This is a genomic window from Croceitalea sp. W27 (assembly GCF_055693185.1).
Map to the genome: position 1 here is coordinate 258,953 of NZ_CM146327.1, position 26,920 is coordinate 285,872.

Here is a 26,920-nt window from a genome sequence, read left to right on the forward strand (position 1 = left end):
AAAGCAATTGATAATAAGAGTTATACGCTAAAGTTTACTATTTTTAAAAGTATAATCAAACAACAAAATGAATACCAGAAAACAATTTTATTCTATTCTATTTATTTTATCTGTTCTAGTGATAGTAGGTTGGAACGCAACTAGTAATAACACGGAACCATATACCTATCTATTCGGAGACTCTTTACCTGATGCTCCCGAATTGGCGGCAAGAGGTGATTTCGGAGTTGGTGTCCGCACCATTAAACTTATTAATAAAAACCAACTGGATATCTTGAATATTAAGAATGGTGAAGCACCTATATATGACCGTCCAATTACGGTTGAAGTTTGGTATCCCGCTGTAATACCAGATGATTCAAAAGAAATTGAATCCTACACACAAGTTCTGGGCAGAAATGGTGACCCAAACCGTCCTTTGAAACCCTTCACATTTAAAGGAAGGGCACTTCGGGATGCTGAAATAGTAATTTCTAAAGAAAAATACCCCTTAATTATTCTATCTCATGGTTATGTTGGGTCCAGGTTTTTATTTACCTATTTATCGGAAAACTTGGCCTCAAAGGGATATGTTGTTGTTTCAATCGACCATACCGATTCAACCTATAAAGATGCAGCGAACTTTACCAGTACCTTGGTGAACAGATCTCTTGATCAGTTATTCGTTTTAAATGAGATAGCAAGGCTCTCAGATTTGTCAAATAATGGATTTTTGTCTGGCAGGGTAAATACTTCACAAACTGGTCTAGTCGGTTATTCAATGGGAGGTTACGGGGGTTTGAACACTTGTGGTGCTGGCTATAGCTCAAAGGCAATCGGGTTTTACAAAACCGCTACTGGTGGCAATACGGCACTAGATGGAAGGACGATGGATAGTGAAGCATATAAAAATTTTACTGATTCAAGGATAAAAGCCTTTGTAGCATTAGCGCCATGGGGTATGGCAAATGAGGTTTGGGATGCAAAAGGTCTTGCTGGATTAAAGACACCCACCTTTTTAGTTTCGGGAAGCGAAGATGATATTTCAATGTATGAGAATGGGGTAAAAGTAATATATGAAGGAGTAGTGAATAGCGACCGATATTTACTAACCTACATAAATGCTAGGCATAATGTAGCTCCTAATCCACCCGCAGACGCCACCATGGCCTCGGGCCTTGATATCAATGAATACCTGCGTTACGCAGATTCGGTTTGGGATATGAGGAGAATCAATAATATTAATCAGCATTTTATAACTGCATTTTTTGGGATACATTTAAAAAATCAGGATTTTGAAAGTTATCTAGATCTTGATCAAAACGCCAGTAGTGGTAATTGGAAAGGTTTTAAACCTAGAACTTCTATCGGGATGGAACTAAGACATAAGTCCCCAAATTAATTTCTCTAATTAAAATAATCAACCTAATGAAGCGAAGAGATTTTGTAATTGGCACAGGTGCAGCTCTATTATCCGCAGCATCTTACAGCAATATTATTGGTGCAAATGATAGATTGGGCGTGGCTTTGGTTGGAGCTGGTCGTAGGGGTAGATGGATGTTAAAAAAAATGTTAGAGACAGGTATATTTAGGCCAATAATTCTATGTGACGTTTGGGACGAACAAATGAAGCGTACCAAAGACTTTTTAAAACTAGATAATTTAAAGGAGACATATAGCATTGATGAAGTCTTGTCCAACAAGGATGTCGATATAGTTCTTTTGGCCTCCCCAGATCATCTGCATAAATCTTATGCGGTAAAAATTGTTAAAGCTGGTAAGCACCTCTATCTAGAAAAGCCAGTCACCTTAAAATATCAAGAAGGGTATTCACTGAAAAAAGCGTTGAATAATTCAAGCTCGGTTTGTCAAACCGGAACCCAACAACGTAGCGGCAATATGTACAAACAAATCAAAGAAGATTTTTTTGAAAGTTCTAAGATGCTTGGAAATATTGTTTTTGCTAGAGCGGTATGGAGTGATTTTGGTTGGCAACGAAGAAAAATAGATTCAAGACCTGAGCCAAAAAATTTCAAATGGAACACGTTTTTAGGGGAATCTACTAAAATACCATATCAATGGGCAAGATATGATGCATGGCGAAATTATAAGGAATATGGAGCAGGAATCTTATCAGACCTATTGACTCATTGGGTAGATGTAGCACAATGGATGATGAATGATACAAATCCACTTAATGCAGTTACCACAGGTGGTATTTATTACTTGAAAGATGGGAGAAGCAACCCTGACACCGTAAATTCTGTCATACAATATAACAATTGGAACTTTTCTTTTGAATGTACTGTATTGCCAATAAAGAACTCACACGATTCGGTCTTATTTCAAGGGACAAAAGGAAGTCTTGAAGTTTTTAGGTCTGGGTATATCTACCGACCTCATGTTGGAAAAGAAATAGTATATGAAAACACCGAAGACTTAGATTTAGCACATGTATATAATTTTATCGATGCAATAAAAACTGGCAAGAAACCTTCTGCAAATATTCAAGTCGGCTTAGATGCTGTAAAACCATCGCATCTAGCCGTCTCTTCTTATTGGGAAGGAAAAAAGGTCATGTTTAATGAGGAACAAACAAAAATTATAGACGCTAACTAATCACCAATCTTATGAATTAAGCTGATAAAAAGAGTTTAATTTTACACAATATACCCAAGCTGTTTTGAAAGAATCACCGAGCAAAAGCTTAATTATTTTAGCATTTATTTCAATTTATATAGTTTGGGGTTCCACTTATTTACTGAACAAAATTGCGGTAACAGAATTACCTCCCTTTTATTTAGCATCGATACGTTTTATAGTTGCGGGTATTTTAATTTTCATTATAGCTCGTATTTTAGGTCATTCTTTAAAGATCACGCGAAAACAATTCTTGAACACGCTTTTTTTAGGCTTCTTATTTTTAAGCTATGGCAATGGTGTTGCTGTTTGGGCCTTAAAATATGTTGACAGCGGCTTTGCTGCTTTAGAGGTGTCTGCTCAGCCTTTGGTGATTTTAATAATGATGTACGTGCTACAAGGGAAAAAGATTCAGCCCATGTCTATTGTTGGAGTCGTTTTAGGCGTAATAGGTATTTATTTATTGATCAGCCAAAAAGAAATTCTGGCACAAGAAAATTCAATCATTGGTATACTAATGATTTTTTCAGTAATGCTTTTTTGGGGTTATGGCAGTCTATTTGTTCGAAAAGCGGATTTGCCATCGAATTACTTCGTAAATACAGGTTTTCAAATGTTTAATGCAGGTATTATACTTGCATTTATGAGTTTAGTATTCAATGAACCGTGGTCATTGCCAAATACATGGCAAACAGATACCCAGTGGTCTATGGTTTTGTTAATTGTCTTTGGCAGCATTATCGCTTTCACATCCTTCAATTTTTTATTGAAACATGTTTCCCCCGAAAAGGTCGCTACAAACACCTATGTAAACCCTATAGTGGCCTTGTTTCTAGGCTGGTTGTTTTTAAATGAAAAAATTACGGTACAGTCCATTATAGCAGCCATCGTACTTTTGGCAGGGGTATATTTTATAAATACCAAGAAAAAGCTGGTGCTTTTTGAACGATTTAAGAAATAGCTGTTTTTCATCTCATGTACATTTCAATACAAAGAATGTCCAATTGATTACATTTTATTTTTTCTGGTTGGCAACACTTCTCATATTTGTCGTGTCAATCAAAAACAATCAATCATTTATTTATCAATCAAAAAACGAACAATCATGATTCAACTATCGAAAATCATCGCTTCATTTCTAATTAAACTACTATTCATATTACTTCTAGTCAGTTCAACGGCGGTGAGTGGGCAAAAAAGAAGTACTTCAGTAAATATTTCTAGTAGCGGCAAGACTACAGTCTCCATTAAAAACGGTTTCGGTAATAATTTTTCCTTAGAGTATAAAGGGGAAATTACACTTTCTGATGACGATACCGATGTGATTTCTATTTCCGATAACGGTTACATGGAAATTAAGAAATCAGCATTTGGGAGTAGAAGAAGGATTTTTATTGAACCAGATAATTCTGGGCGTTTAATTAAGAAATATTATGTAGGAGGTTCGCAAAAAAGTTTTGACGCTGAAGGAAAAAAATGGCTATCGGAAATTCTTCTGGAAGTTGTTCGCTCTGCGACTTTAGGTGCAGAGAAAAGAGTTGATAGATTTTACAAAGAAGGTGGTTCATACAGGGTGTTGAAAGAGGTAGGTAATATTTCAAGTGAACACGTAAAATCTAGGTATTTAAAGTTATTATTAGAAAAAGATTTAAAAGAGAAGGACTTAATTTCTGTTTTAAATACAATTGGTGACGATATAGATTCTGATCATCATAGTGCAAGCATTCTCAAATCCCACACCAAAAAATTCTTAGCTTACGAAGGCGCGACTTCAGCCTATATCAGGGCTACCGGAGAAATAGATTCTGATCATCATAAGGCCGAGGTATTAAAAAGGTCAATTAAAGATGGTGAAATATCAGATACACAACTTAAAGCCTTGTTTCAGATAACAAAAGCTATTGATTCTGACCATCATAAAGCTTCGGTATTGAAAGAGGTTCTAAATAGACGTTCTTTAAATTCTGAAAATATGAAGCTTTTAGTAAATACAGCTAAAGATATTGATTCTGACCATCATAAGGCTTCGGTTTTAAAACAGGCCTTAAACAAGAACGATATGCCTCAAAGTGTTTACAATACCTTACTATCTTCAATTGGTGATATGGATTCTGATCATCATATTGCAAGTGTCTTTTCTGAGCTATTACGAAACAAAATAGATGGGGCTTCGTTGACATACCTTCTTGACTTAGTTGGTGATACGATGGATTCTGATTATCATCAAGCAAATGTTTTAAGCCAAGTAGCGAGCAAACAAGATATAGCTAACAATGCACTGACCAACTATTTGAGTGCCCTTAGAGAAATAGATTCAGACGCTCATCAAGCTTCTACTTTTAAAGAACTTTCAAGAAAAGACTTTGAAGCCGTCCAATTGATTAAAATACTTAAAGCCACAAACAATATAAGCTCTGACCATCATAAAGCCGAAAGTCTTTTAAGTTTTGCTTCCAAGGTTAGAAATTCTAATAGCGATGTAAAGGCTGCCTATACCGCTGCCTGCAAAGACATTTCTTCATCTTCGCACTATGGGAGAGCCCTAAGGGCAATTCAATAGTTAAGTTTAAACAACAACCAATCAAAAACCGGCTCTAACATCTCCAAAATAGACACCTTATAATTCTAAGATTATGTCTATTTTGGTGATATGGAGTTAAACTACCAAACCATATTTTACCGACCAGCCGTGAGAAAACATCTCAGCATTCTTTTTATTGGTTTTCTGTCAGGAATTTTAATCTATAGCTTTATAAAGTTTAACGACTCACAAAGTTATTTAGAATACTATTTGAGTGGTTTTTTAGGAGTGCTGGTTAGCTATGGGGTATATTATTCCAACTCAAAGCTAAATCAAATATTACCTTTTAAAAAACTTCCAGGAACCCGAATTTTAGCAGGTGTTATTTGGGATTTAATACTAAGCTATTCCATAGTAATTTTTGGCTTTTGGTCTTATTCTGTGGTAATGGATTACCAATTTTCATTTGAAAACGAGTCTAGTTTATTCATTAAAATCGGCATTTTACTTTTTTGTGCAGCTATAATCTATAATGTGATATACTTTGCGCTGTATTCTTATAATTACTTTGCCAAAGTACAGGTCAAAGAATTGGCCATACAACGTAAACAGGCAGAACTTCAGCTGAACGTTCTTAAATCACAATTAAGGCCACATTTTCTATTTAATAGCATTAATGTCCTTACTTCTTTGTTCCATAAAGACCTCGTGCTAGCGGAGTTATTTATCAGAGCCTTGGCGAAATCATACGACTATACATTAACTACTTATAATTCAACCCTGGTTACAGTTAAAGAAGAACTTGCTTTTGTAAATGCCTATTTATTGTTAATTCAAACCCGATTTGGGAATGGTTTCGACCTAATGGTCGAATTAGACGATTCAACCCAAGAAACAAATATCCCTCCTTTAACATTGCAGTTATTAATAGAAAATGCATCAAAGCATAATTTTTTTGATAACGAGAATCCACTAAAAGTAAAATTGTACAGAGAGCGAAATGAATTGATTATAACCAATCTAAAGTCCGATAAAACAAATAAGAAAAGCGTGTCTACAAAACTTGGATTAAAAAATATCAGCTCAAGGTATGCGATACTAACGGGTAAAAAGATTACGATTTTAGATAACGAAAGCTTCACGGTCAAACTACCTGTAATAGTATGAAAAAGTTATTCGTACATCATCTACTATTTAGGTTGTTAAGTCCACTCTTCAGTGGTGTTCTGGTTTACCTGCTTTTACTTTTAATCAATAACACCATCGATCAACTCCAAGACACTTTTTTGGGGCAAGAGCTCTATGTTTGCATAGGCTTAGCATACATTATTCAAGAGTTTTCCAGGTATTCGTTGCTGTTTTTTAAGAGCTTTAAAAAGCCAAAGTCTTTTTTAACAAAATTAATATTGCAAACAATCACCTCTGTGCTTCTTACAATTGTATTGGTCACAGTAACTATGATTTTGTATTTTAAGTATGTTTTATTGTTCACACCTAATAGTAGGGAGCTACTTGTCTTCAATTCAATCTTTGTTTTTATCACTATAATTTATGTAATCTTATTTGTGGCCCATTATTATTTGCATAAAATAAATACGGAAAAACTAACTAAAGAAAAAGAAGCGAAAGCAGCGATTGAAGATTCGTTTAAAGAATTCAAAAAGGGTATCAATCCTGATTTGCTTTTTGAAAGCCTCGAAGCACTTCTTGTACTTATGAAAAAGGATGCAGACAAGGCCGAAGCTTTAGCTGATCGTTTTTCTTCTATTTACAGATATATCCTCACAAAAAAGAACAATGAACTAGTAGCAATTAATGAAGAACTGTATACTTTGGAAGAGTTGGTGGCATTATTAAATCAACTACCGTACAGAAAAGTTAGTTTACAAAATTCATTAAGCGGTAACAGCTTTATTGTTCCTTGTACCTTGTTACAAATTATAGAAACCATTGTTAAGACCACCGTTGTTTCAGAAAACCAGAAACTAATAATCTCCATTGAGGAGTCAGAAGGTGAATTAAAAATAAGTTACAACCCTGAAGAAAAACTAAGGGATAGTTTTGCAATTGATAGTGTTCAAGACATATTAAAAAGCTATTCATTTTATACTGATCAAAATATACGCATTGCCGTAGATGGAATCTATAAATCTATATTTCTCCCCCAATTATATTATGAAACTGAATAAAGGTTAACAAAATGAGAGTTGTAATTATTGAGGATGAACCATTAGCAGCCGAAAAGTTATCACGCTATCTATTGAAACACAATAGCGCCATTGAAATTTTAAAGACCCTAGGTTCTTTAAAAGAAGCCATTCCGTGGATTACGGCAAACAAGTCTTCAGTTGACTTATTTTTTATGGATGTACAGCTAAGTGATGGGCTTAGTTTTGAAATATTTTCACAATTGTCCATCAATAAACCTATCATTTTTACAACGGCATTTGATGAGTTTGCCGTAGATGCCTTTAAAGTTAACAGTATCGATTATTTACTTAAGCCGGTTACTTTTACCGCACTATCACAAGCACTTAAAAAATTGGATAATCTTCAAAAGCAATATTCTACTATTGAAAATAATAAGCCATTGCTAGAACAACTCACACAAAAAACTTTTAAAGACAGATTTCTTGTAAAAATAGGCAACCACATACGGTCTATACCAAGTGAGGACATTATTGCCTTTCAAGCAGATGGTCGAGATGTTTCATTGTTTACATCAAAAGGGAAAGAATATCTTATTGAATATAAATTAGAAGTATTAGAAGGTCTGATAGACCCCAAATTGTTTTATAGAGTAAACAGAGGATTCATTGTTGCATTAGATGCTATAAGTGATGTAACGCTTTACTCGAACCGAAGACTTAAACTAACCCTGAGTCCTGCTATAGAAAAAGAAATTGTGGTAAGTAGAGAAAAGGTGCATGATTTTAAAAAGTGGTTCGAAGGCAATTAGATGTTGTTAAATTGTAATCTGGTTTAGTTTTTGAGACGGTATTTTAATAAATTAGAATACTATGAAGACAAAAGTGTTTTTTTACCTCACTATATGTAGCTTGTTTTTTCTTATTGCAAGTTGCAGCAGCTCAAAGCAAGTCGATTCCGATAAAGAAATGGAATCACTTCATACTTTAGTTAAAAGCAAATCTTTTGAAATTCAATCAGATTGGGCCTATCCTTTACCTTCAAATAGCCTTAATAGTCTTGCAAACGCAGGTTTATTCATGCCAGGGAATAATGCTAACCAAATAAGTTTAATAGGCAATGCCAATTTTCTTAGAATAAAAGGTGACAGTATTAAAGCCCAATTACCTTACTACGGTGAGCGGCAAATTTCTTCCAATTACGGGAGTACTGATACTGGCATTGTCTTAGATGGCTTAGTTGAAGATTTAACAATGGATTTCAATGAAAAGAAGAATAGATATGAGCTACGCTTTCAGGCAAATCAAGCTATTGAGAACTATCAAATTGCTATAAATATCTTTTCAAATAAGCAGGCTTCAATAAATATAAATAGCACACATCGCACCAATATTGCTTATCGTGGGAATATCGATACTATTGAATGATTTAGTTTTTAATCATCTCCCTTATTACCTGCAGTTAACCAATAGGTATAGGTCTTTTTCGCAGCGGTGCCCATAAGGTTTACAAAAATATGGTCATAATCTCCGACAAGGTCATCATTTATAGATAGTCTACCACCGTCGTCGATATCATAAATAGTTCGTACTTCATCGTCCAGCTCAATTTTCTTCCAAAAGGTCATTGTTCCAGATAATTCGCCTCCATCCGGCAATTCTAAATAAAAATTATTTCCGTCAATAATTACCTTTTTCGGTGACTTTGTTTCCACTCTATTTCCAAAACCGCCTGTAGTGGTTTTCTGTTGCGGGGAGCTATAGGTTTGCGAATAAACCATTAGACTGCCAAGCATTAGAAAGACAATCATTGTATTTAAATAACATTTCATAGTCAGCTAATTTGAGGATTTTAGAATGGTAATTAAGTTAATAAATATTAAGTAGAACTACATTGCCTAGAAAATACTTAAATTAAATCGGGGAGTTCTTCAAACCCACCGGGTGATAATCCAGAAAGTGTTATTGTTCCGACTCGTATGCGGATGAGGCGTAACGTAGGAAATCCGACAGCGGCTGTCATTTTTCGCACCTGTCTAAATTTACCTTCTGTAAGGGTAATACTTATCCAAGAACTTGGCCGATGGCTTCCTATCCTGAGTTTTTTGTCCGCTTCAGACAGTTCAGGGGATTTTATTGCTTTTGCCATACATGGCATTGTGGAGTATTTTTTTCCTTCAAATCCAATTTCAACACATTTACATAATTGAACGATTGCATTATGAGTAATAAGCCCATCTAATTGCGCATAGTATTCCTTTTCAATTCCGGAACGATTTATTCGGTCACTTAATTTACCATCGGTTGTAAATAGCAAGAGGCCTTCCGATTTTTCATCTAATCTTCCAACGGGCATTAATCCATCAGGAATATTTTCGGGTTTGGGCAAGAATTGTTTCTTCTGAGATTCTTTAAGATTATTAGAAGAGAACTGACTCAAAACCCCAAATGGTTTGTAAAATTTATAATGTTTGTGAATTATAGCAGACATTCTCTTTTAAAAATCAATACGTAAACAATTTCAGTATTTTTGAACAAGACAACAAGCAATTCCGTTTTTAATATCAAAAATATGCTGAGAAGAGGTTTTATAAAGCAAACGGGGCTACTGACAGCTTCTACTTTATTACCCATTTCTTGTTTATCTTCAACGAAGATGCGTAATTATAAGATGGGCCTTCAGGCGTATACCATTAGGGATGCGATGGAAAAAGATTTAATCGGAAGTTTAAATACCGTCAAATACCTGGGTTATGAAGATTTAGAATTGTATGGCTTTAATCCAGTGGATGAAACGTATTATGGACATAGCGCCACTGGGTTTAAAAAGATTATTGATGATATCGGACTTACTGCCTCTAGTTGTCATTATGGCTTTTCCGATTATTTTGAAGCATCTGATGATGAATTAAGCACCTATGTTTCCAAATGCATAAAAGGGGCAAAAAAACTTAATCTGAGCTATATTACCTGGCCATGGTTGGCTCCAAAGTATAGAAACATTGAAAGTTTTAAAATACTAGCGGATAAATTAAATAGAATAGGGGAGCAAGTAAATAAATCAGGTTTAGGTTTTGCATATCATAATCACGATTTTGAGTTTATTGAAGAAGATGGTCAAATGGGCTATGACATTATTATGAATAATACGGAATCAAACCTTGTAAAATTACAATTAGACCTATATTGGGCCGTGCATTCTTCAAAATTGAGCCCTGAAGAACTAATAGCAAAAAACCCCGAGCGTTTTGTAATGTGGCATATAAAAGATATGGATAAAATTACCCGTGATTATACAGAACTTGGTAATGGCGCTATAGATTACACAAAAATGTTGGCCAATTTAGATCAAACTGGTTTAAAATATTATTATTTGGAACAAGGCGGTAATTTTGCCCATAATTCTATACAAAGTATAACCGATAGCGCTGCTTACTTTAAAAACAATTTACAACAATACTTATGAAAATAATGATTTATACTACCCGTATTTTAGTTTTTGTATTTCTACTATGTTTAGGATACTCTTGCAAGCAAAAAGAATCAAAAGAAGATGAAAAGAAAGCCATTGTTCAGTATGATGAACCCATATCTGAACTTCCAATTCAAAAACTTAAATTACCAGAAGGCTTTAAAATTGAGGTATATGCCGATAAAATAGATGGGGCACGTTCTATGGCCATGGGTGATGATGGAACCTTGTTTGTAGGAACCAGAAATGATAAGACCGTTTATGCCATACAAGACTTAGATAAAGATTATAAAGCAGACCATATAAAGGTTTTGGACTCTACTTTAGAAGTACCGAACGGTATTGCCTTTAGAAATGGTTCTTTATATGTAGCCGAAGTAGGAAGGCTATTACGATACGATAATATTGAAGCACAGTTGGATAGTGTTCCCGAACCAGTAGTAGTCTATAATGATTACCCTACAGAATTTCATCATGGATGGAAGTATATTGCCTTTGGACCTGATGATAAGTTATACGTGCCTGTAGGAGCACCTTGTAACATCTGTGATTCAACGGTTTCTGATAAAAGATATGCGACCATAACACGAATGGACCCAGATGGCAGCAATCGTGAAATCTATGCCCAAGGGGTAAGAAATACAGTCGGGTTTACCTGGCACCCCGAAACTAAAGAACTTTGGTTTACCGATAATGGTAGGGATATGCTAGGAGATGACATTCCCCCATGTGAATTAAATAGGGTGTCCGAAGCTGGTCAGCATTTTGGTTACCCGTATTGCCATGGCGGTTTGGTAAAAGACCCAGAGTTCGGTGATCAGCGCCCATGTTCAGATTTTGTTGCTCCAGTGCAGGCAATGGGGGCACATGTTGCACCTTTAGGAGTAAAATTTAATACCGGTGCGATGTTTCCCAGCAAATACAAAAACATGGCCTTTATTGCTGAACATGGTTCATGGAACAGAAGTAAAAAAGTAGGTTATAAAATAAGCTTGGTTACTTTAGACGGTAATGTGGCCATAAACTATGATACTTTTTTAGACGGATGGTTAGATGAAGAAACCCAAGAAGCATTTGGTAGGCCCGTAGATTTATTATTCTTAAAAGATGGTTCCATGTTGATTTCGGATGATTTCGGGGATGCGATCTATAGGGTGACCTACGATGGCGGAAGTATGGCAAGCGCAACCAATTCTTAAAGCATTCTTTGAAAAGATTTAAAAAATATCTAAAACGTATGCTTTGGACCATTCTAGCTATCGTAGGGGTTTTAATTCTGGTTTACTTCCTTTTTGTTAGCTTTTATCCCAGCTTTGGCGGGGATGTCTCAAAAGAACAAAAACTCGAATTTGCTAAATCCAAAAATTATAAAAATGGTCAGTTCATAAATAAAAAAGATGTTCCCAAAGAATTAAGTTTTAGTGAAACCTTAAGCTTAACACGTAAATTCTTTTTTACCAAAGTCCCCAACGGAAGTCCTTCAAAAGACATTAGCGTACAAAAAATAGATTCATCCAATATCGCCAACTATAAAAGTGATACACGTTTAATATGGTTTGGCCATTCTTCTTTTTTATTGCAAATAGATGAAAAGAACATTCTAATAGACCCTATGTTCGGCAAAGTTGCTGCACCACTTGATGTATTGGGTGCTAATCGGTTCAATAGCGAAATGCCCATAGCTATTGAGAAATTGCCAAAAATTGATGCGGTTTTGATATCACACGACCATTACGATCATTTAGACTATCCTTCAATTAAAAAACTAAAAGATAAAGTAAAAATATTCTATACGCCCCTTGGTGTTGGTTCTCATTTAGAAGCCTGGGGAATTGAAAAAGAGCGAATTATAGAATTGGACTGGTGGGAGAGTGAAGTATTTAAGGATTTACAATTTGTCTGTACTCCAGCGCAGCACTTTTCTGGAAGAAAATTTGACAATAGACAAAGTACTTTGTGGGCCTCTTGGGTAATTAAGTCAAAAACGGAATCGCTTTTTTTTAGTGGGGATAGCGGGTATGCGCCCCATTTTAAGGAAATAGGGAATGTTTATGGACCGTTTGACTTTGCCATGATAGAATGCGGACAGTATAACGAGATGTGGGCCGATATTCACATGTTTCCTGAAGAAACGGCCAAAGCAGGAATAGATTTAAAAGCCAAACTTGTAATGCCTATTCATTGGGGTACTTTTAAACTAGCTTTGCATGACTGGACAGAACCGGTTAGACGTTTTAAAATAAAGGCAGAAGAACTTCAACTAAGCCATATTACGCCACAAATTGGTGAAAATATTATTCTTGGCGCAAAAGAGCATGATGCTTCAAATTGGTGGCAAGAGTAGTTTACAGAGATTCAATAGGCACCAAAAAGAAGTGTTTTTAAAGAAAAACATAAAGATTATTGAATTAATTAATTGTAAATCAATTTAATGGCACCATCTTTGCAAATCAAATAGTATTATAAATTTAATTACATTACAATGAGTAAAGGAACAGTAAAATTCTTCAATGACACTAAAGGTTTTGGTTTTATCACTGAAGAAGGCGTAGACAAAGATCACTTTGTACACGTATCTGGATTAATTGACGAAGTGCGCGAAGGTGACGAGGTTGAGTTTGATCTAGAACAAGGCAAAAAAGGATTAAATGCAGTAAACGTAAAAGTTATCTAATACATATACTTTAAAGTCTAATAAAAAGCCTATCTTAAAGATGGGCTTTTTTAGTTTTGGAGCTTAGGGCCCAATTAACATATCTTTACAGAACTAAATATACAAATGGCAAAGTCGCAGCAAACCTATAGTAAAAGTGAAAAAGAAAAGAAACGTCTAAAAAGGCGTGAAGAAAAACAAAAGAAAAAAGAAGCGCGTAGGGCAGAAGCCAAAGAAAATGGAGGTGGTATTCCCTTAGCTTATGTAGATTTTAATGGTAATCTTGTAGATACCCCGCCAGACCCTACCATGAAGGTAGAAATTGAAGCAGAGGATATTGTATTGGGAATTCCTAAAAAGGAAGAAGGAGATGTTGAAGAATTTGACCCGGTAAGAACCGGTAAGGTTTCCTTTTTTGATACTTCAAAAGGATTTGGTTTTATTATAGATGCTGAAAATCAAGAAAAGTATTTTTGCCATGTTAGTGGCTTAATCGACGAAATTGCCGAGAACGACAAAGTTACCTTTGAATTGGAAAAAGGTATGAAAGGCATGAATGCGGTTAAGGTTACTTTGGTCAAGTAACCGAATAGTGGCTTTTAATAACTTCCTTAAGCAGCTTCTGCTCTAGGAAGTTGAAGCACAAAGGTAGTTCCCTTTCCTTTCCCTTCAGATTCCGCCCATATAGCCCCATTGTGCGAATTGATTATCTTTTTAATCATGTACAATCCTAGACCTGTACCCTCGGTATTTGTATGAAAACGTTGAAACGGACCGAACAATTTTTCAAGAGCTTTAGCACCCATACCCGAACCATTATCGGAAACAAGAAACTCATGAAATTGAGCGGTATTCTTTGAGGTAATCTCCACTACAGGTTTTTCTTGGTCTCCCATATATTTTATCGCATTATCGATTAGGTTTTCGAAAACTTGTATCAATCGATTTCTATCGCCATAGATTTTTGGTAAGTTTTCACCGATAATCAATTCTGCCTTTTGTTGTTTAAAGCGACCTATTGCCATATTACTTGCCGTCTGTATGATTTCACTTGAATCTAAAACCTCATTTTTATTTTCAATTTTACCTAGCTTGGCAATTTCGGTAATATCGCTTATAAGATTTTTCATGATAGCGCAAGACTTATTGATAAAGGTCAAATACTGAGTGGTTTCCGGTTGTTCATTTTCATCAATATCTTCAGATATAAAGTTGGCCATCACCTCTATACTGTTCAATGGGCTTTTTAAATCATGCGATACGGCAAAGGCAAATCGCTGTATTTCTTCATTTTTTATCGAAAGTTCTTCAGCCGCCTGCTTAAGCTTATTTTGTTGATTTCTTATTTCTTTGGTACGATCTTCTACCTGCTGTTCTAGTTTTAATTTATCTCTTTTAATATTTTGTATTCTTATATAATAAACGAGATATACCAACAAAGCAATAGCGACTATAAGTGCTGTTTTGAACCACCAAGTTGCCCAAAAAGGAGGTATGATGGTAATTACCAATTTTTTTTCCGTATCGCCCCAAAGACCATCAGAGTTAGTAGATTTTATGTGAAAAGTGTAGCTGCCAGGATTTAGGTTGGTGTATGTTGCAGAGTTTTTATCTTCTACATAATTCCATTCCGTCTCCAAACCTTCCAAAAAGTAAGCGTAGTTTACTTTTTCAGCGCCTTTTAATGTAAGTGCCCTAAAGCTAAGGTCAAAAACCGCATGCTCATGGCTAAGGGTAATCGAATCTACCATCGCAATATCTTTCTTCAGCACTCCCGAACCATCATTGGGCCGAATTGTATTGTTGAATATCTTAAGCTTGGTAAGCAGTATATCTAGATTCTCTTTTTTCTTTTTGGCCTGCTTTGGGCTGAATAGGTTGAAACCATTGTTGCCCCCGAACAAAATTTTATGGTCATAGGTTTTAAAAGAAGCATTTCCATTGAACTCATTTCCTTGCAAGCCATCATAGATATCATAATTAAGAAAGTTTTCATTTTCAAGGTTGTACTTTATGATTCCACTATCAGTGCTCAACCAAAGACTATTCTCAGCCTGTACGATACCACTTATTACATTAGTGATTAGGCCATCTTTCTCGTTTATTATTTTAAATCTATTTTCTAGAGGAAGGTATTTGTTAAGCCCAGACAAGGTACCTACCCAAATATTCCCAAAATCATCTTGTAAAATGGTATTTACAAAATCATTGCTTAAGGTTCTTTCTTCATCTTTACTATGAAATTGTTCAATATCCCATTCTGTATTCTTTTTAGTTACCTTAAAAACGCCCATTGTTTGGGTACCTACCCATAAGGCCCCATCATTGTCTTCCATTAACCTCGCTACAGATGTTGCCTCTTTACCGTCGATATTCGATTTTAACTTAATCGTCTCATGTTTTTTTGTGGCTGGATTATAAATCTGTAAACCACCAAAAAGTGTCGCAATCCATATATTGCCTTCCCTGTCTTGCAACAGATCCATCACATTGTCCGATGCTAAAAAGGAATTTTTAATTGTCATATTTTCATAAGTGAAATCTTTTGGGTCAAAAATGGTAATTCCACCGGCCCATGAACCCAACCATAACTTACCATCGATGTTAGGAAGTATGGATAGAATAACATTAGTGTTCAACTTTCCATTATTCAAAGAAAAATGGGTGAACCGATTGTTCGACCTATTCCAATAGTTCAAACCGCCGCCGTCAGTACCGATCCAAATATTACCTTTTTCGTCTTCGCTGAAACAGTTCACAATGTTATTACTTAATGAATTTGTATCAAAAGGGTCTAAAGCAAAGCTGTCGAATTTATAAAATGATGGGTCATAAAAGCTTAATCCTTTTTTAAACGGCCCCATCCACATAACCCCATTTTTTGTTTTGCACAATGACCATATAGAATTATTTGAAATGGAATTTGGTTTTTTGAAGTTTGATTTATGGTTTGAGATACTATCCGTATTCAAAGAATAAATGAAGAGACCTTGATTTTCTGTTCCAATCCAGACATTGCCCTTAGCATCTTTCTCCATATCCAACACGGCATAGCCAGTACTTAGTTTAATATGGTTTACCTCTGAAATTTCATTGTTCTCAATGTTTAATTTCAGCAAATTGCCTTCTCTTGAACCAATTAATAGTGAGGTATCATCGATTTTAAGTGCACTTTTGTAAAATTCTGTATCACTGAAAATCTTGGATTTATTTAACTCCTTATCCACAAGATAGACAGATGCCTGCGTCACCAAGACTATCTTGTCATCTTCAAATTCAAAAACATCAACAATGTAATTATCATTTGGAAGGGCCTTGGTAGGTTCGGAAAAAGATAATCGCTCTGTTTCACCTGACTGGATATTATACCTGTATAAGCCGTTTTCTGCAGTACCAAGAAAAAGATGGTCGCCGATTTTGGTAATCGTATTAATAATATTTGATGCAATCTGTTTTCCATCACCAATAAAATCATACGGTTTAATAGCATCTAAGTACTTATCGTATGTATTCAATCCGCTATTTGTGCCAATATATAAGAGTTTATCTGAATCTTCGTAAATACTTTTTATATAACCATTAGAAAGCCCTGTATTGCCATCATAAGCTTTTTCGAATACCCGAAATTCAGTTCCATTATATCTGTTTATACCGTTCGGGGTACCGAGCCATAAAAAACCATTACTATCTTCAAAAATGACTGTCGCTGAACTTTGCGACATACCACTAAGAATATGTTGAAAAGATAACTTGTCTTGAATATCTTGGGCAGTTATGGATGCAGCTATAAAAGCAATTAAGAGAGGCAAACTTTTAAGAAAAGAGGGGGGTTTCATTGAATGCTTTTTATATTGTAAGAATTTACCTTCAAATATATTTTAAAGCACTATACCCCAGCAACTTTTGTTGACAAACATCAATTATTTGTGGTTTACCATTCTAATAAAGTCAATATTCAAAATAACCGTCTATTTGACCTTAGATGTTTTATGGTACAAGCGTCACAAACAATACAGAGTACATATTTTAATCTAATTCAATTTTGAATACTGTTGCAATATCGTTGCCCCCATATTCTGGAATTGTTAGAAAGAAATCCTTATAGCTCGAGCTATCATATTTTACTTCATCATCATAACCTAAAATTGTAATTCGCTTGATCGGACTGCCAGGCAGGTACCTACGCTTAGAGAATAATGGCAAGTTGACGACTTCTCCTGGTTTTGGCTTGCCTAACATAAAAAGATATACTGTTTTTCCATCTTTTGATTGTGTAAACCTGACATCTTCAGCGGTGTAGGAAACGGTTGCCGATTGGCCACCAAAATGTCCGTCTTCAGCTATTGCCGGGCCAAAACCGAACAGGGTGTAAGGTCGGGTTTCATATATAGCCTCTGCATGTGTTTTCATCCAAGCGCCAATTTCTTTAAGAACGGTCAATTGTTCTTCAGGTATCGACCCATTGGCCATTGGTGATATATTTAACAAGACCACACCATTTTTACTAAATACATCGATCATGTTACGTACAACCAAATCAGGACTTTTATAGGTCTGGCCTTGCACATAACACCAAGATTTATTGCTCAAGGTGATATCGGTCATCCAAAGTCTTTCACCCAATTCACGACGCCCTCCTTGTTCGATATCCTTTATACCTACTTCTTTAGGTAAATCTGCCTGCTTGTAACCGATAGTTACATCCTGCTTTTTATCATTGGCCTGGTTATAATAATAGCTAGACATCTCTTGAACTTTTTTGGTATCTATTGAATTAAACCAAGTATCAAACCATATCATATCTGGATTATATTGATCGATGACTTCCTTTACTTGATCGAACCAATATTGGTCAAAATCCTTTTCAGGTATCATTCCATATAGTTTAGAAAGTTTAGGGTCTTCTGAACTGGTGTGCCATTTGGGGTTGTAGGGAAAATGACTATCCCAAGAGTCCCATTTCTTAGGATTGTCCCTGTTTCTCTGGTTGTTCTTAGCGTGGTGAAATGTTGTAATCAACTTTAAATCGTTCTTTTTTAGTGCTTTTGAAAGCGCTCCGGTTATATCCTTTTTAGGTCCCATATCGGCAGAATTCCATGGGTTCACTTCACTATCCCACATCGCAAAGCCATCATGGTGTTGTGCAACCGGCCCTGCAAAACGTGCTCCGGCATTTTTGAATATTCTGGCCCATTCTTCGGCATTAAAATTTTCAGCGGTAAACTGGGGGATAAAGTGATGGTACCCAAACTCGCTTTGGTCACCGTAATTTGCTTTATGATAATCAAATTCTTTGCGCCCAGGAACATACATGTGTCTCGCATACCACTCATTTCCATAGGCTGGAACGGAGTACACTCCCCAGTGAAAATAAATACCAAATTTGGCGTCTTTCAACCATTCTGGGGAAGCATTGTGCTTTTTTAAAGATTCCCAAGTGGGTTCATACACTAGTTTTTGTGGTTTGGTTTCAGCGGTAGTATGCTTAGAATCGCTACAGCCATAAAAAATAGAAATCAAAAAAAATACAAAAACAAGGCACCTCATAGTGTAGAAATTTAGAAGAACGACATAAAGAGTTCTTTTTGGTCTCATAATATTAGTGCATCGCGCTTAGCTTTGAAAGTAATTATATAAAGCCTAGTACAGATTTGATCATTTGTAGTATTGAAAGATAGAAAAGGACAAGATCAGGCCCTATTTCAAAACAGTTTTATGAATAAATACTTTCGAAAACATCTAAATAGGTATTTCAACCGTATCAGTAATGAACTAACTTTCATTGTTGATTTGTGTATCTAGCGAACCATAGTTTTAATACGTTAATTTTAAGAGTTCTGTTTTTAGTTTTTTTCTGCTATATAACGACAGCACAAGAAAACAAGCGTTATCAGGGAACACTTTCAGTTGGCAAATACAAAGGGGATGCCGATTACAGTTATAAAATCATAGACGGTGATACCCTATTAGATGGAAACTTTAGTCTAAAAAAGGCCAATCTTGATGCGCTGCTTCAAAAACAGGATTATTCATTTGATTTTTCAGGTAGTTTTCAAAACAATTACCCCAATGGAGATTGGAAATTTCAGTTCGGCGAGTTTCAATCCAACAATGAATCTCAAGTAATAGATTACCAATATCGAGTTGCTATTAGTGGTGTTCAAGAAGAGGCCTCGGGTACTATATTAAGAGGAAAACCTGACGGTTCTTGGGCCTACACCGTAAACCAAATCGTAGATTCTAAAATAGCCCAGACCCTTTTTAAAAGCAGTATTGAATTCGATAAAGGAATTCCGCAAAAAAGTTTTCGCATAGAGAACGATAGCTTGGTTCTAGCGGGTCGTTTTTTAAGGAACGGATTGGCACATGATGAATGGTCACTTTATGATTCCTTTGGCCTAGGCGCTTCAGAGAACTGGACTTTTTCAAATGGTTTATTAAAACAAATCACGCTAGAAGTAGATGGCACTAGTAAAACCACAAAGATCTATGGCGCTTATTCAGGCAATACAAAAATCATAAATCTTGATGAAAAATATATTCAAGCCCTAAAAGTATATCTATTCGCAAGCTCTGACCAAGAAAATGAAGTAGGAGGGAAGATGAAGCAATTATTGGCTCAAAATGCAGGCTATTACAAGAAAATAGATACGATTCTTTCAGCACTAGGAGAGTCAGCCTTCCTTCCAGAATTCAAAGTTAAAGTGCCTTATTTTCAACTGACCGCCGAAGAAAGCGAACAACTGAAATCGGTACTAGAGAATTATACCGGAGCAGATGAAATAAACGCTTTATTTTTAAAGGATACACAGCTCAATATTTTAAGATTATCCGATGAAAATGCCGCATTTCATTATGAAATAATCAAAAAAATTGAAAAGGAATTTCTAAGACCACTTGGAAGAATATTACAATATCACCATCAAGGTGTTCTTGAATTTGCACCAATGCCGCAAGTCATTCAAAAACTTTGGCCTGCAGGAAAACCTTCAACGACTATTGAGGCCATTATCAACTTAGATAGCCTAAATAAAAAGCGTTCATTTAGTTCAGACGACAAAGAGCAATTCAATTTTTCAGGTAATAATTTGGCAAGCTTGGTTCAGATAAGCAATTATGCCGCTAAAAGTCTTAATGCCATAAAACGCAAGTTAGACAAACGGCTTACCAAGGATAGGCGACAGCAAGAACTCATTGGTATTGAAGAACAGTTGATCGTTAAACAACAAGAGTTGCATAGCCGTATCGACTCTGCAGCCAGTACTAATATGCCGTCATCATATAAAAGAGCACTCGATACTTTAAAAAAACATGCTGATAATGCCTTAAGTTCATACGCTTCAATGAAAGAAACAGAAGCAAAACTTACAAAGGCTAGAGAACTCTCATCATGCTTTGATGAATTAAATGTGTTGGCTAAAAACATTACAAACCTTCCAGAGCAAGAACAACTTATCAAAGAAAAGTACAAAGACCGTATTTGGAATCCATTTATGGCAAACCTTATGGATGAGGAGGTGAAAAAGAGAATAACATCCGCTTACAAAAAAGTTTTGATTCCCTATTTCTTGACGCAGGCACAAACGGAATTCGATTGCAAAAAGGTGAAAACATTGAATAACTCAATGAAAGAAACCTATCAACGCATGCTGGAACTCAGGGTCGAGAACACCTCGAAATTAGAACGCAAGCTGAGAAAAGAAACAGACCCATCTAAAGTCTTGTATTTATTTGGGCTTCAATCCATAACAGAAGAGCACTAGTCTATGAGAAACACTTTTAGTTCCATATTCACCGCATTTCTGTTAGGCGTAATAGCCTGTAATCTGGCAATAGCCCAAGATATCGATGGAGAATTCCTTCCTGCTGAATCAAAGTTCAAAGACCCAAAGACCAGGGTGTGGCTTAACACTTATGGTAACATTAGAATTTCAAAGCGTTTGTTTTGGGTGGCACAAACACATTTTAGATTTGAAGAAACCGATGCTACACCTTTCATTGGCCAAGTAGGTCAGATTTACAATCGCCATGCCTTGGGGTATATTTACAATAAAAAAATCAATGCGGCATTGGGCGGTGTCATGCGGATTAATTTCAATACCGATGAAAATTCTACGGACCGTAACGTAGTACCCGAATTTCGAATTTGGCACCAATATCAATTTGCGATGCCCGTGTATAGTGCCATGGTCTACCATCGTATACGAATAGAGCATAGATGGACACAAGGGTTCGAAGAAAACAGCGAATATATATTCCGTAATAGGTGGCGCTATATGTTTAGGGCTAAAATTCCATTGAACAATGATGAACTTGCTCCTAAAACACTTTATGTCTCCCCTGAAACCGAGTTGATCATGCAAAGTGGAAAGGCTGTTGTGGGCAGTGTTATGGAAGACTTACGTTTAACTACCACCCTAGGATATATTTTAACACCACGGTTGACCATAGCGGCGGGGGCAATGTATTCTCAAGGGCAAACGCTAGAGAATGCCGGCGAGTTCAAACAAAATTGGACCATACGCTGCCATGTGTATTTCTCACCTGACTTCAGAAAGGTAAAAAATAAATTACCATCAATACATCTAAACGATTAGGCTTTAACGTACCTAGTAATAGAACCGTTTAAAATGAAAAAAAGAGTTTTAATTCCTTACTTGTTGCTGGCCGCATCACTTTTAATTACCATTGGTCTGTTTTTTAGGGTAAATGCGCTACAAAATTCAGTGAATCAATTTGATTCCAATAAAGAAACACTATCCAAAACGGTAAGTGTTTATGAAAATCTATTTTCAAAAGACTCGCTTTTGCTAAAAGAAGATTATAATAGTGCACTTAGTGAATATGAAAAAATTGCGCATGAATTAGGAAGCGAAGATAAGGGTCTTCAACTGCGTATCGCATTGGCGAAAAAAATGAGAGGCTATGTCGAGGAAAGAAAAACCAAACAAAAAGATACGGTCACGAACGACTCTTTACCACAAAATAAAGTAGTGAGTCCTTTAGAGATCGAGCGTTATGACTCTTTGAGCTTCGCACATGAAAAAGCGAAAATCCAGTTAAATCGTCTAAGAAAACAATTAAAAGAGAAATCTTTTGGCGAGTACCTTACTTTTAAAAGTAAAAAGGGCAACCAAATGCATTATGTAGGTCAAGTTCGCAACAATATGGCCAATGGTTATGGTATCGCTTTGTTAGATACCGGTAGTCGCTATGAAGGTGAGTGGAAAGACAACCAAAGACATGGAGAAGGCACTTTTTATTGGCCCGATGGGGAATATTACATTGGCAGTTATGTAAATGCCAAAAGGAGTGGTTATGGCACCTATTATTGGCCTAATGGCGAAAAATATGTCGGGTATTGGCAAGACGATAAACGCAATGGGGAAGGGGAGTTCTTCGCTAAAGATGGAAATCTACTTACAAGCGGAATTTGGGAAAACGATAAGCTTGTTGAAACCGATAAAGCCGAAAAACGAGCCCGCCGCTAATACGACCAGGCCGTAAATTAAGCGAGACCAAAATTTAGCCCATAAAATTCTTGCGGCTTATCCGAAGTACTTTAAATTCGTAATTGGTAAATTACCTATTCACAATCTAAACTTTCAAAAATAGATGTCGACCAACAACTACCAATTCGATCAAGTCATTAATAGAGAAGGCACGAATGCGATGTCCCTAACCGGATATCGTGGCTATCTTTTTGATCCCGATGAAGATCTTAGCGGTAAATATGACGAGGCGGATTTTATACCGATGTGGGTCGCCGATATGGAATTTGCTATAGCTCCGGAAATCATTGCCTCCATGAAAAAACGCTTAGAGCACCCATTATTAGGCTATTCAAGGGTTGCGGACCCTAAATATGCGCTGGTTTTTCAACAATGGTGTATGGGTCGTTATGGATGGAAGTTCGATTCGAAACATTTGGTCAATGCCAAAGGAGTGATTCCCGCTTTGTACGATTTAACGGGTCATATCTGCAAACGCGATGAAAAAGTCTTGATTATTACCCCATCATACGCCTTTTTCAAGCATGCCGTAGATTTTAATGAGGTAGAATTGGTTTGCTCTGATTTGATTGAAGTGAACGGCGAATATCGGATGGATATGGATGATATTCGAAAGAAAGCAGCTGATGAAAAATGTGTTTTAGGGATATTCTGTAACCCTCATAATCCAACAGGGAGGGTATGGTCAAAAGAAGAATTGCAAGAGTTAGGTGAAGTATGTTTAGAGCATGATTTAACCATCATATCCGATGAAATTCATTGTGATTTGCTTCGTAAGGGTATGAATTTTACTCCTATGGCAAGTCTTTTCCCAGATTCGGATCAAATCATTACTTGTATGGCCCCCAGTAAAACATTTAACCTGGCTGGTAATATGTTTGCCAATATCATCATTCCGAACGATACATTGCGAAAGACCTATAGTGAAAACTACTTGCCTGTAGAAAACCCTTTAAGTATCGTAGCAGCGCAAGCAGCATATTCAGAAGGGCATGCTTGGTTGGCTGAATTGAGCGAATATTTAGATGCTAATTTCGAGTATCTCAAAACAGAATTGGATACTCATTTGCCCCAGGCGAAATTTATAATACCCGAGGCTACTTACCTGGCATGGGTAAATGTTAGCGCCTATTTTACTGGCGATGAAAATTTAACGCTCTTCTTCGCACGCAATGCGGGAGTATTGCTAGAAGGTGGTGACATGTTCGTTGCCAATGCTGAAGGCCATATACGATTAAATCTTGCCTGTCCTCGAATACGACTAGAAGAAGGTGTACGACGCGTTATAACTGCCATTTTAGAAAAATAGCAGGAAGGGTTATGCGTACTTTTAAAATTTATACTAGCATTATTTTTTTAGGACAACTCTAAACCTCGCCTTCCCCTTTTCGAGGTGTTCAATGGCCTCATTGACCTTTTCAAAGGGAAACTCTTCAACCGTAGGATATATCTCGTGTCTTACGCAAAAGTCGAGCATTGTTTTGGTCAAGGTCGGGCTTCCTACCGGGCTTCCGCCAACAGACTTTTCACCACCGATCAAACTAAATGCAGGTATCGCCATCGGCTCTAAAACAGCGCCGACCGTATGAAATTTTCCTTTTGGTGCCAAGGTCGACAAATACGAATTCCAATCTAAAGAAACATTTGTTGTATTAAGAATAAAGTTGAGTTTACCGGCAATCTGTTCCAACTCTTCAGGAGATTTTGAATTGATTACCTGATTTGCCCCCATTTCTAAAATTTGCGCTTTTTTAGTTGGGTTAGAACTAAAAGCTATTACTTCGCACCCCCAATGTTTTAAGAATTTGAGCGCCATATGACCTAATCCACCAATTCCGATAACACCTACGGTATCCGTTGGTTTTACATTGGCCAGTATAATCGGATTAAAAACCGTAATTCCGCCACAAAGCAAAGGTCCCGCTTTACTCATATCAATGGCCTCCGGCAACGGAATGGCCCATGACCAATGCCCACGAACATAGTCGGCAAAGCCTCCATGTCGACCAACGATTGTCGCTTCATTATTGGCACAAAGATGATGTGAACCATCCATGCATTCTTGACAGCTCATGCAAGATGCAGAAAGCCAACCTAACCCTACTTTATCTCCAATCTTTACATTTTTTACCGCGTCACCGGCAGCTACTACTTCACCGACAATTTCATGACCAGGTACAAGGGGGTATTGGGTCATTCCCCATTCATTATTAATCATGCTTAAATCAGAATGGCAGATACCACAGTAGGCGACTTTAATGTCAACTTGTTCGGGGCCAATTGCCCCTAATTCATAAGTATAAGGGGTAAGTTTTGATTTTGCCTCAACGGCTGCATATGCTTGCACTTTCATAGGTTCGATTTTTTGATTCTTGAATTTGTTTTGTTGTAATTTATAGTAGGCTTTATTTTTAAAAAAGCGATGAAATTCTTTTATATTCTTATTACCGAATTACTATTTTTCAAAGATAAAAGACAACAAAACGAAGATAAGGAGAATCGGTTCAAGATGATAGATTTTGGGATCGTATTTCAGCAAACCAATTACTTAGAAATAATTATTATTAAAAAGAAAATCCATTAAATTTATAAGGTTACGAAAACTCAAAAATTTAGAAAATGAAAACTATTTCAATTCTTTTGTTATGCTTTTTCGGGCTGAATAGTTCCATTGCACAAAACATGACAACAAAATACCAAAAAGTTGAAGGCTGGTATTTTAGGGCCACCGGTGGATATCCAGCGGCAATCACCTTCGAGCCCATTGTACTTTTTAAAGATGGCTCATATTATGAAATAGCAGACGAGCCCTTGACAGACTTGAACTTTTCGCAATCAAAACAAGACCAAAAAGACCTATGGGGAACTTATCAAAGAAGTGGTGATATCTTTATCTTGACCGATAATGAGGGTAAATCTAACGAATATGATCTAGATTCAGGAAATTGGTTTCGTGCCTTTGCTTTTGATAGCTCCGTACGTTTAAAGGGTACCTACGAAAAGATTTCAGGGGGTGATTTTGGTAATGGTGTATACGCCCTGTTCAACTCGCAATTGACTTTTTTAGATGGTGAGCATTTTACACATACCGAAAATGGTGGAATTACAGCCTATGGGTCAAATGCATGGAAAAATGATAAAAATTCCGGAAAATATCGAATTGAAGGAAATCTAATTCAATTTGACTATAATGATGGCCGAAAAGCACGCCTTTCTTTCGCCATTGGCGCCGAAGGTGACAATATTATGGATACCGATATGCTATTTATTGGAGGTAAAGCCTATGTTATTGAGTAGTGCCTATCTCTTTAGAAAAAGCAGTTTAAAACTGCTGATGAAACCTATTTCTAGTATAACTATTTAAGCATGACAAATAACAATAAATAGTACTTTTAATGTAGATGCTCAGTATAAAATTCAACTATGAAATCGCTCAAAATAAAAATCACATCTATATTACTATTACTGCCGATACTACTATTGAATGCTCAGGGAGTGATGAAATCAGTCGAAGGCTATTCACCAGAGATTGGACTAATGATATACATGTTGGAAGATTTAAAAGATAGAATTACGGAACAGGTCAAAGACCTTGATCAATCACAAATTGATTTCTTGTATGATGACGATGCCAATAGTATAGGATCATTGATTATGCATTTGGTGTCTACGGAATCATATTACCAAACAGCAACTTTGGAAGGAAGGGAATGGACGGAAGATGAGCTGGCAAGATTTGGTATGGCAGGCGAACTTAATAAAGAAATAAAAAATAAGCTCAAGGGCAAGCCTATTCAACACTATTTGGATTTATGGGATGAAGTCCGAGAAAAAACGCTAGAAAAACTTAAAACTAAAGATGACAATTGGTTTGCTTCTGATTTAGAAGAAGGGCTCAACAACCACTATATCTGGTACCATGTGATGGAACATTCGGCCAATCATATGGGGCAAATTGCCACTATAAAAAACAGATTGCCCGAATAAGGCTATAAG

At 36.3% G+C, this 26,920-nt stretch carries 24 protein-coding genes; 19 read left to right on the forward strand and 5 right to left on the reverse strand.

Annotated elements, in window-relative coordinates:
• The first annotated feature begins 67 nt into the window (after positions 1-67).
• The 8 genes from ACZ1GR_RS01270 to ACZ1GR_RS01305 all read left to right on the forward strand — a co-directional run bounded on the left by ACZ1GR_RS01270 (position 68) and on the right by ACZ1GR_RS01305 (position 8,715).
• Entirely contained in the window at positions 68-1,381 is a 1,314-nt protein-coding gene (locus tag ACZ1GR_RS01270) for an alpha/beta hydrolase family protein (RefSeq protein WP_472610459.1), read from the forward strand.
• A 26-nt stretch (positions 1,382-1,407) separates the two neighbouring features.
• Positions 1,408-2,598 carry a Gfo/Idh/MocA family protein gene (locus ACZ1GR_RS01275; RefSeq protein WP_472610460.1) on the forward strand — a complete coding sequence of 397 codons (1,191 nt, stop codon included), beginning with the start codon at positions 1,408-1,410 and terminating at the stop codon, positions 2,596-2,598.
• 64 nt (positions 2,599-2,662) lie between these two features.
• Positions 2,663-3,580: an EamA family transporter gene (locus ACZ1GR_RS01280; RefSeq protein ID WP_472610461.1), complete on the forward strand. Its 918-nt coding sequence runs from the start codon at positions 2,663-2,665 to the stop codon at positions 3,578-3,580.
• 144 nt (positions 3,581-3,724) lie between these two features.
• The gene (locus ACZ1GR_RS01285; RefSeq protein WP_472610462.1) at positions 3,725-5,179 is read left to right on the forward strand and encodes a hypothetical protein; all 1,455 of its coding nucleotides are present in this window, start codon (positions 3,725-3,727) and stop codon (positions 5,177-5,179) included.
• A gap of 90 nt (positions 5,180-5,269) precedes the next feature.
• Positions 5,270-6,307, forward strand: a complete 1,038-nt coding sequence (locus ACZ1GR_RS01290) for a sensor histidine kinase (protein ID WP_472610463.1) — start codon at positions 5,270-5,272, stop codon at positions 6,305-6,307.
• Positions 6,304-7,329, forward strand: a complete 1,026-nt coding sequence (locus ACZ1GR_RS01295) for a histidine kinase (protein WP_472610464.1) — start codon at positions 6,304-6,306, stop codon at positions 7,327-7,329. Before ACZ1GR_RS01290 ends, ACZ1GR_RS01295 begins: the two co-directional genes overlap by 4 nt.
• A gap of 11 nt (positions 7,330-7,340) precedes the next feature.
• The gene (locus tag ACZ1GR_RS01300) at positions 7,341-8,099 is read left to right on the forward strand and encodes a LytR/AlgR family response regulator transcription factor (RefSeq protein ID WP_472610465.1); all 759 of its coding nucleotides are present in this window, start codon (positions 7,341-7,343) and stop codon (positions 8,097-8,099) included.
• A 157-nt stretch (positions 8,100-8,256) separates the two neighbouring features.
• Entirely contained in the window at positions 8,257-8,715 is a 459-nt protein-coding gene (locus ACZ1GR_RS01305; protein WP_472610466.1) for a DUF4251 domain-containing protein, read from the forward strand.
• An 8-nt stretch (positions 8,716-8,723) separates the two neighbouring features.
• Here the strand turns inward: ACZ1GR_RS01305 and ACZ1GR_RS01310 are convergent, their stop codons facing one another.
• Together ACZ1GR_RS01310 and ACZ1GR_RS01315 are read right to left on the reverse strand one after the other, a co-directional pair.
• The gene (locus tag ACZ1GR_RS01310) at positions 8,724-9,119 is read right to left on the reverse strand and encodes a hypothetical protein (RefSeq protein ID WP_472610467.1); all 396 of its coding nucleotides are present in this window, start codon (positions 9,117-9,119) and stop codon (positions 8,724-8,726) included.
• A 77-nt stretch (positions 9,120-9,196) separates the two neighbouring features.
• Positions 9,197-9,778 carry a pseudouridine synthase gene (locus ACZ1GR_RS01315; RefSeq protein ID WP_472610468.1) on the reverse strand — a complete coding sequence of 194 codons (582 nt, stop codon included), beginning with the start codon at positions 9,776-9,778 and terminating at the stop codon, positions 9,197-9,199.
• Positions 9,779-9,817: 39 nt separating this feature from the next.
• Here ACZ1GR_RS01315 and ACZ1GR_RS01320 point away from each other — a divergent pair, with 39 nt between their 5' ends.
• The 5 genes from ACZ1GR_RS01320 to ACZ1GR_RS01340 all read left to right on the forward strand — a co-directional run bounded on the left by ACZ1GR_RS01320 (position 9,818) and on the right by ACZ1GR_RS01340 (position 13,997).
• Positions 9,818-10,753 carry a sugar phosphate isomerase/epimerase family protein gene (locus tag ACZ1GR_RS01320; RefSeq protein ID WP_472610469.1) on the forward strand — a complete coding sequence of 312 codons (936 nt, stop codon included), beginning with the start codon at positions 9,818-9,820 and terminating at the stop codon, positions 10,751-10,753.
• Entirely contained in the window at positions 10,750-11,958 is a 1,209-nt protein-coding gene (locus ACZ1GR_RS01325) for a PQQ-dependent sugar dehydrogenase (RefSeq protein WP_472610470.1), read from the forward strand. Before ACZ1GR_RS01320 ends, ACZ1GR_RS01325 begins: the two co-directional genes overlap by 4 nt.
• A gap of 8 nt (positions 11,959-11,966) precedes the next feature.
• Positions 11,967-13,103 (forward strand): MBL fold metallo-hydrolase, encoded by a 1,137-nt coding sequence (locus ACZ1GR_RS01330; RefSeq protein WP_472610471.1) that lies wholly within the window; start codon positions 11,967-11,969, stop codon positions 13,101-13,103.
• A 138-nt stretch (positions 13,104-13,241) separates the two neighbouring features.
• Positions 13,242-13,433, forward strand: a complete 192-nt coding sequence (locus ACZ1GR_RS01335; RefSeq protein WP_350288465.1) for a cold-shock protein — start codon at positions 13,242-13,244, stop codon at positions 13,431-13,433.
• A 105-nt stretch (positions 13,434-13,538) separates the two neighbouring features.
• Complete coding sequence (locus ACZ1GR_RS01340; protein WP_377764989.1) at positions 13,539-13,997, forward strand: cold-shock protein; 459 nt, start codon at positions 13,539-13,541, stop codon at positions 13,995-13,997.
• Between the two features lie 26 nt (positions 13,998-14,023).
• Here the strand turns inward: ACZ1GR_RS01340 and ACZ1GR_RS01345 are convergent, their stop codons facing one another.
• Together ACZ1GR_RS01345 and ACZ1GR_RS01350 are read right to left on the reverse strand one after the other, a co-directional pair.
• Positions 14,024-17,248, reverse strand: coding sequence for a two-component regulator propeller domain-containing protein (locus ACZ1GR_RS01345; RefSeq protein WP_472610472.1), 3,225 nt, complete (start codon positions 17,246-17,248; stop codon positions 14,024-14,026).
• Positions 17,249-17,438: 190 nt separating this feature from the next.
• The gene (locus ACZ1GR_RS01350) at positions 17,439-18,959 is read right to left on the reverse strand and encodes an alpha-L-fucosidase (RefSeq protein WP_472610473.1); all 1,521 of its coding nucleotides are present in this window, start codon (positions 18,957-18,959) and stop codon (positions 17,439-17,441) included.
• A 245-nt stretch (positions 18,960-19,204) separates the two neighbouring features.
• Between ACZ1GR_RS01350 and ACZ1GR_RS01355 the strand changes: the two genes are divergently transcribed.
• The 4 genes from ACZ1GR_RS01355 (at position 19,205) to ACZ1GR_RS01370 (ending at position 24,233) form a co-directional block, all read left to right on the forward strand.
• Positions 19,205-21,175, forward strand: coding sequence for a hypothetical protein (locus tag ACZ1GR_RS01355; RefSeq protein ID WP_472610474.1), 1,971 nt, complete (start codon positions 19,205-19,207; stop codon positions 21,173-21,175).
• Positions 21,176-21,178: 3 nt separating this feature from the next.
• On the forward strand, positions 21,179-22,009 hold the full coding sequence (locus ACZ1GR_RS01360) for a DUF2490 domain-containing protein (RefSeq protein WP_472610475.1): 831 nt from the start codon (positions 21,179-21,181) through the stop codon (positions 22,007-22,009).
• A 33-nt stretch (positions 22,010-22,042) separates the two neighbouring features.
• Complete coding sequence (locus ACZ1GR_RS01365) at positions 22,043-22,903, forward strand: MORN repeat-containing protein (protein ID WP_472610476.1); 861 nt, start codon at positions 22,043-22,045, stop codon at positions 22,901-22,903.
• Between the two features lie 124 nt (positions 22,904-23,027).
• The gene (locus ACZ1GR_RS01370; protein WP_472610477.1) at positions 23,028-24,233 is read left to right on the forward strand and encodes a MalY/PatB family protein; all 1,206 of its coding nucleotides are present in this window, start codon (positions 23,028-23,030) and stop codon (positions 24,231-24,233) included.
• 39 nt (positions 24,234-24,272) lie between these two features.
• Here ACZ1GR_RS01370 and ahr read toward each other — a convergent pair whose 3' ends face one another.
• Positions 24,273-25,277, reverse strand: a complete 1,005-nt coding sequence (gene ahr, locus ACZ1GR_RS01375) for an NADPH-dependent aldehyde reductase Ahr (protein WP_472610478.1) — start codon at positions 25,275-25,277, stop codon at positions 24,273-24,275.
• 266 nt (positions 25,278-25,543) lie between these two features.
• On the opposite strand from ahr, the gene ACZ1GR_RS01380 reads away from it, so the two are divergent.
• Together ACZ1GR_RS01380 and ACZ1GR_RS01385 are read left to right on the forward strand one after the other, a co-directional pair.
• On the forward strand, positions 25,544-26,221 hold the full coding sequence (locus ACZ1GR_RS01380; protein ID WP_472610479.1) for a hypothetical protein: 678 nt from the start codon (positions 25,544-25,546) through the stop codon (positions 26,219-26,221).
• 126 nt (positions 26,222-26,347) lie between these two features.
• Positions 26,348-26,911: a mycothiol transferase gene (locus ACZ1GR_RS01385; protein WP_472610480.1), complete on the forward strand. Its 564-nt coding sequence runs from the start codon at positions 26,348-26,350 to the stop codon at positions 26,909-26,911.
• The last annotated feature ends 9 nt before the right edge of the window (positions 26,912-26,920 follow it).

Excerpts from the sequence above, each read along its gene's own strand:
- ACZ1GR_RS01325 (WP_472610470.1), top strand. The coding sequence starts at position 10,750 with ATGAAAATAATGATTTATACTACCCGTATTTTAGTTTTTGTATTTCTA.
- ACZ1GR_RS01290 (WP_472610463.1), top strand. The coding sequence starts at position 5,270 with ATGGAGTTAAACTACCAAACCATATTTTACCGACCAGCCGTGAGAAAA.
- ACZ1GR_RS01365 (WP_472610476.1), top strand. The coding sequence starts at position 22,043 with ATGAAAAAAAGAGTTTTAATTCCTTACTTGTTGCTGGCCGCATCACTT.
- ACZ1GR_RS01310 (WP_472610467.1), bottom strand. The coding sequence starts at position 9,119 with ATGAAATGTTATTTAAATACAATGATTGTCTTTCTAATGCTTGGCAGT.
- ACZ1GR_RS01345 (WP_472610472.1), bottom strand. The coding sequence starts at position 17,248 with ATGAAACCCCCCTCTTTTCTTAAAAGTTTGCCTCTCTTAATTGCTTTT.
- ACZ1GR_RS01385 (WP_472610480.1), top strand. The coding sequence starts at position 26,348 with ATGAAATCGCTCAAAATAAAAATCACATCTATATTACTATTACTGCCG.
- ACZ1GR_RS01315 (WP_472610468.1), bottom strand. The coding sequence starts at position 9,778 with ATGTCTGCTATAATTCACAAACATTATAAATTTTACAAACCATTTGGG.
- ACZ1GR_RS01300 (WP_472610465.1), top strand. The coding sequence starts at position 7,341 with ATGAGAGTTGTAATTATTGAGGATGAACCATTAGCAGCCGAAAAGTTA.
- ACZ1GR_RS01350 (WP_472610473.1), bottom strand. The coding sequence starts at position 18,959 with ATGAGGTGCCTTGTTTTTGTATTTTTTTTGATTTCTATTTTTTATGGC.
- ACZ1GR_RS01285 (WP_472610462.1), top strand. The coding sequence starts at position 3,725 with ATGATTCAACTATCGAAAATCATCGCTTCATTTCTAATTAAACTACTA.
- ACZ1GR_RS01340 (WP_377764989.1), top strand. The coding sequence starts at position 13,539 with ATGGCAAAGTCGCAGCAAACCTATAGTAAAAGTGAAAAAGAAAAGAAA.
- ACZ1GR_RS01335 (WP_350288465.1), top strand. The coding sequence starts at position 13,242 with ATGAGTAAAGGAACAGTAAAATTCTTCAATGACACTAAAGGTTTTGGT.
- ACZ1GR_RS01370 (WP_472610477.1), top strand. The coding sequence starts at position 23,028 with ATGTCGACCAACAACTACCAATTCGATCAAGTCATTAATAGAGAAGGC.
- ACZ1GR_RS01305 (WP_472610466.1), top strand. The coding sequence starts at position 8,257 with ATGGAATCACTTCATACTTTAGTTAAAAGCAAATCTTTTGAAATTCAA.
- ACZ1GR_RS01360 (WP_472610475.1), top strand. The coding sequence starts at position 21,179 with ATGAGAAACACTTTTAGTTCCATATTCACCGCATTTCTGTTAGGCGTA.
- ACZ1GR_RS01270 (WP_472610459.1), top strand. The coding sequence starts at position 68 with ATGAATACCAGAAAACAATTTTATTCTATTCTATTTATTTTATCTGTT.
- ACZ1GR_RS01380 (WP_472610479.1), top strand. The coding sequence starts at position 25,544 with ATGAAAACTATTTCAATTCTTTTGTTATGCTTTTTCGGGCTGAATAGT.
- ahr (WP_472610478.1), bottom strand. The coding sequence starts at position 25,277 with ATGAAAGTGCAAGCATATGCAGCCGTTGAGGCAAAATCAAAACTTACC.
- ACZ1GR_RS01295 (WP_472610464.1), top strand. The coding sequence starts at position 6,304 with ATGAAAAAGTTATTCGTACATCATCTACTATTTAGGTTGTTAAGTCCA.
- ACZ1GR_RS01275 (WP_472610460.1), top strand. The coding sequence starts at position 1,408 with ATGAAGCGAAGAGATTTTGTAATTGGCACAGGTGCAGCTCTATTATCC.